This is a genomic window from Plesiomonas sp., assembly GCF_051650925.1.
In the GTDB taxonomy this organism is placed as follows: domain Bacteria; phylum Pseudomonadota; class Gammaproteobacteria; order Enterobacterales; family CAMTGL01; genus Plesiomonas.
Window position 1 is genome coordinate 1 of sequence record NZ_JBOFRH010000594.1, and the last position, 4,937, is coordinate 4,937.

Below are 4,937 nucleotides of genomic sequence, written 5' to 3' on the forward strand. Positions count from 1 at the left end.
CTGATCCTTGTGGCAACATGCTGCGCCAGTTTCAGGCTGATAATCCGCCCCTCTTCATCCTGATAGGGCTCAGTGGCTTCACTCGGCTGCCACTGTGCGCAGAAGGTTTCGTGGGTAGGAGTTTGAATATGCGCCCGCACTTCATAATAGGTTCGGGGGATAAAGTGCTCTATCTCTTCATCACGCCGCACCACTAAGCCCAAAATCGGGGTCTGTACCCGCCCAACCGAAAGCACACCCTTGTAACCTGCCCGCTGGCCAAGCAGTGTGTAGGCACGGGTCATGTTTATGCCATATAGCCAATCGGCGCGCGCACGCGCCAGCGCGGAAACACACAGGGGAATAAACTCCCGATTAGGCCGCAAGCGGCTAATCGCCCGCGTAACAGCCGAAGGGTTTAAATCATTAATCAGGCAACGCTGAATATCTGTTGCAGCCGCTGCCGATAACGGCAGGTATTGCAGCACTTCATCCACCAAAAGTTGCCCTTCTCGGTCAGGGTCACCGGCATGGACAATTTGTGTCGCCTTTTTGACCAATGAGGCCAATACGTTGAGCTGTTTGCGGGAGGAGGGTTTCGGTTGCAACTGCCATTTTTGCGGAACTATTGGTAAATGCAGTAAATTCCAGCGTGCGTACTGCTCACCATAAGCATCAGGTTCGGCCTGCTCAAGCAAGTGGCCGATACACCAACTCACCACATTTCCCTCACCGCACTCAATATAGCCATCTTGCTTTCGGTGTGGTTTTGGCAATACATCGGCAATAGCACGACCAAGACTGGGTTTTTCCGCGATGAAAAGACGCATTGACAACCTTTATGATAAATCGCTTTGTGATATACAGCATAAACCGTGAAGCACAGGCCACCTAAACGTGCAATGCGGCCTGTGTTATAACGTAAAAAGTACTCACCCAATATGGGTTAAATACCCTGATCTTTCAAGAATGCCTCAACATCCTGATACGTACCCTTAAAGCAGATGCGATCGGCTTTTTTGCCCAGTTGATACTGGTACATCGGGTCGTAATACTCAACCAGTAACGGCGTTAACCAGCTCATGTGTACGTCAGCCGACTGGCCCTGCTGATGCTGAACCAGTGCATTTTCCAGCAGCTCGGTGATCTCTTGAAAACGGGTCATTCCTAAGCGCTTACGAATGCCAAATAAGCCATGACGCAGGTAGTCGGCAAACTGCATCCAGCCTTGTTGCTCACCGTACACACTGATAAAACCGTTTAGCATGAAATCGACGTACTCTTCACGCAGGCGAACCAGCCGAACGTCAACAGGGTCTTCAATCACTGCAATTTTCGCTTCAGTCATTGACTGGAACAACTCCAGCGGTACGTGCGCCGAACCGATAATCCGCCCCTCATCTTCAAGCACCAATGAGGTTGCGCCTCTGTCCATACACTTGAGCAGTTCAATGGCTAACTGATTTTCAAACCCAATTTGAGTAGATTGATCAACCACCATCCGGCCAAAAGAGGATCCTCGGTGACGGGCTGCGCCTTCCAGATCAGCACTGTTTGGCAGTGATTTAATCAGGCGCGTTTTACCGCTGCCGGTGTTGCCGCCAATCAGTGTTACCGGCAATTTTGCCGCTTCAACGGTCTGTTCCATTAAAAAACGGCGCAAAGCTTTGTAGCCACCTTCAATCAGCGGGTAATCCACCCCCGCTTCTTTCAACCATGCTTGGGTAATGTGTGAGCGTTGGCCACCGCGAAAGCAGTACATGTAACCTTGTGGGTGCGTATGGCAATAGGCTGCCCAAGCGGCAAGACGCGCGCCTTTTACATCATCACGCACCAAATTATGCCCTAAGCGCAGCGCGCGCTCGGGGCCTTCCTCTTTGTAACAGATCCCGACCGCTTCTCGCTCACGATCATTCATCAGCGGTAAGTTAACTGAAGTCGGGAATGCGCCTTGTAAATATTCAACCGGCGCGCGCACATCCATGAGCGGGGTATCCGTTAAAAACAGCGTTCGAAAATCCACTTCGGCTGCATTTAAACGCGGCATGCTTTAACCTCGATCAGGGCAGTATCTGGTGCACCTTGCAGTGCATGTTGGTGCAATTCACCAATGGCTGAGAGCGTCAGATTATGGCGGGCAGCTACAGCCTGAACGTCGGCTTCAGCATCAGGACGTACAGCCAGTAATAATCCGCCAGAGGTTTGCGGATCACACAATAAATTGCGCTGTAAATCCGTCAGCGGAGCAATTAAATGGCCATAGCTGTCGAAATTACGCAGCGTACCGCCGGGGACGCACCCCTCGGCAATATAGGCTTCTACCGCATCGAGTTTTGGCACAGCATCAAACCACAAGGTTGCCGTCAGAGAAGAGCCCTGACACATTTCACTTAAGTGGCCTAGCAAACCAAAACCGGTAACATCGGTCATTGCCGTAACGCCGGTTAAGTGGGCAAAATCAGCGCCTGATGTGTTCATCTGGCACATAGTCTCCGTTGCTACACCCACATGTTCTGGGCGTAGTTTGCCTTTTTTCTCTGCGGTGGTCAGCACACCAATACCCAGCGGCTTAGTTAGATAGAGCTTACAACCGGCCTCTGCCGCACTGTTCTTTTTCACCAAGGCTGTTTCAACAATACCGGTAACGGCAAGACCAAAAATCGGTTCAGGCGCATCAATTGAGTGGCCACCTGCCAGTGCAATACCCGCCTGCTGACACGCATAACGCCCGCCATCAATCACTTTTTGGGCAACTTCAGCCGGTAATTTGGCAATCGGCCAACCCAAAATAGCTATCGCCATAATAGGTTTTCCGCCCATTGCGTACACATCACTAATGGCATTGGTGGCGGCGATACGGCCAAAATCAAAAGGATCATCCACAATCGGCATAAAAAAGTCGGTGGTACTGATAATTCCAGTGCCATTGCCTATATCGTAAACGGCCGCATCATCTTTGGTTTCGTTGCCAACCAATAAATTCGGGTCTACAAACTTCTGCATTTCTGAATGCAAAATTGTATCAAGTACTTTTGGCGAAATTTTACAGCCGCAACCTGCACCGTGGCTGTACTGGGTTAAACGCAGAGCTTCCATGGGAAAAAATCCTATCATCAAATTATGAAAATGACAGGCGTGCCGTAACACGCAATGCGCCTATTATAAGCGCGCATAGCGTGAGATGCTCAAAAATGATGGGTGTTGTGGGTGATAAAGTACGATAAAAGCCTATCTCGTGGAATAAATCACCGATTCACATTAAAAATGTCTGACAAAAGGTGAAATATCAGCCGGTTTAACTTTTTGTGGTGTTAACGGCGTTGTTCCCAGATAGAGAAAACCCACCAGCGCGTCTTGTTCATTACACCCAAAAGCCGCTTTTATACGCTGATCTTCTGTCCATTTGCCACTACGCCAGATACCGCCAAAACCGAGTGCAACGGCTGCCATTTGCATAGCCTGAACCGCACAACCTGCCGACATAATCTGCTCCCAGTGTGGCACTTTGGGGTGATCGCAACAGTGCGCAGCTACCGCAATAATCAGCGGTGCGCGAAACGGCGCTTGGCGTGATTTTTCGATAAATTCGGCAGGTTCCTGGTCTTGCTCGGCCACGCTGACCAGCAGATCACTAAAACGTTGCAATCCGTCACCCTCTATCAGGGTAAAACGCCACGGCTGCAATGCACCGTGATCAGGCGCGCGCATACCCGCGCGAATGATGGTATCGAGTGCCTCGCCCTGTGGTGCGGGGGCTTGCAGACGTGAAGCCGAACGGCGGTGCAACAGTAAATCCAACGCGTGCATAGGTAACTCCCTGCGTAAACCTTGCATAAAGCTTTGTATAAAAAATAGCGCCTGACTGTAACGGCTGTTACAGCAAGGTGGCAGTGAACGTACAAGTAAACACTGTTGTTAGATTACCATGCTCAACTGCCGCCTAACAAATACGAATAGTTCTCAATTGTAAGTTATCTGCGATCTACCGTCTATGAGTGATCACGTATTAGTGATCACGGCTATTTAGTATCAAATGTTAGTCACTACTACGCGTATAATTACAGACGCGACGCGACCTCTGCCCCCTGACGAATCGCACGTTTTGCATCTAGCTCACTGGCCACATCAGCTCCGCCAATCACATGAGGCTTACGCCCTAATGCCAGTAATTGATCGGCCAGCTCACGCAGCGGCTCTTGCCCCGTACACAAAATAATGTTGTCGACCGCCAGAATTTGGCGCTGACCGGCATATTCAATATGTAGCCCTTGATCATCAATGTTGTGGTACTGAACACCAGCCCACATCTGCACATTATGCTGCTGTAAACTCGCACGGTGTATCCAGCCGGTGGTTTTCCCCAATCCCGCCCCGACTTTGCTCTCTTTACGTTGTAGCAGCCAGATTTCACGTTGTGTGACTGGTGCAACAGCCGGTTGTAACCCGCCACGCGCCTTGATTTGCGTATCAATACCCCACTCTTTCAGCCAGTGGGTAATATCCTGTTGATGATTCTGCTCTTGTATTGAGTTAGCCGACACAACAGCCAAATACTCAGCCACATCAAAGCCGATACCCCCCGCACCGATAATCGCCACACGTTTACCCACCGGATGATGATCGCGCAGTACATCGAGATAACTCAGTACAGTTGGGTGATCAATTCCCGCTATCGGCGGCACGCGCGGAACAATACCGGTAGCAATAATCACCTCATCAAAGCCCGTCAGCATGGCCGCATCAACCCGCTGATTTAGGCGCACATCAACCGCATTGTCGGCCAGCCGTGCGGTAAAATAGCGCAGCGTTTCGGTAAATTCTGCTTTACCGGGGATCTGGCTGGCATAATTAAACTGCCCACCAATCTGATGGTGTTGTTCAAACAGCGTAACCTGATGCCCGCACTCTGCGGCAACACAGGCCGCAGATAACCCCGCAGGCCCTGCGCCCACAATGGC

The 4,937-nt window shown here is 50.7% G+C and carries 5 protein-coding genes; all 5 read right to left on the reverse strand.

What is annotated here, in order from left to right; all coding sequences use genetic code 11:
• On the reverse strand, nt 1–809 hold an 809-nt coding region (locus ACRC27_RS14170), incomplete at its 3' end, for a DNA topoisomerase (RefSeq protein ID WP_438640175.1).
• Nucleotides 810–925: 116 nt separating this feature from the next.
• A complete protein-coding gene (mnmH, locus tag ACRC27_RS14175) occupies nt 926–2,026 on the reverse strand; it encodes a tRNA 2-selenouridine(34) synthase MnmH (protein WP_438629743.1) in 1,101 nt (366 codons plus the stop codon).
• Nucleotides 2,014–3,093: a selenide, water dikinase SelD gene (gene selD / locus ACRC27_RS14180; RefSeq protein WP_438629741.1), complete on the reverse strand. Its 1,080-nt coding sequence runs from the start codon at nt 3,091–3,093 to the stop codon at nt 2,014–2,016. The genes mnmH and selD overlap by 13 nt, the downstream gene beginning before the upstream one ends.
• A 144-nt stretch (nt 3,094–3,237) precedes the next feature.
• Complete coding sequence (locus tag ACRC27_RS14185; RefSeq protein ID WP_438622970.1) at nt 3,238–3,786, reverse strand: NAD(P)H nitroreductase; 549 nt, start codon at nt 3,784–3,786, stop codon at nt 3,238–3,240.
• A gap of 251 nt (nt 3,787–4,037) precedes the next feature.
• The coding region (locus ACRC27_RS14190; protein WP_438640176.1) for an FAD-dependent oxidoreductase at nt 4,038–4,937 on the reverse strand (900 nt) is incomplete at its 5' end.

Excerpts from the sequence above, each read along its gene's own strand:
- mnmH (WP_438629743.1), bottom strand. The coding sequence starts at position 2,026 with ATGCCGCGTTTAAATGCAGCCGAAGTGGATTTTCGAACGCTGTTTTTA.
- selD (WP_438629741.1), bottom strand. The coding sequence starts at position 3,093 with ATGATAGGATTTTTTCCCATGGAAGCTCTGCGTTTAACCCAGTACAGC.
- ACRC27_RS14185 (WP_438622970.1), bottom strand. The coding sequence starts at position 3,786 with ATGCACGCGTTGGATTTACTGTTGCACCGCCGTTCGGCTTCACGTCTG.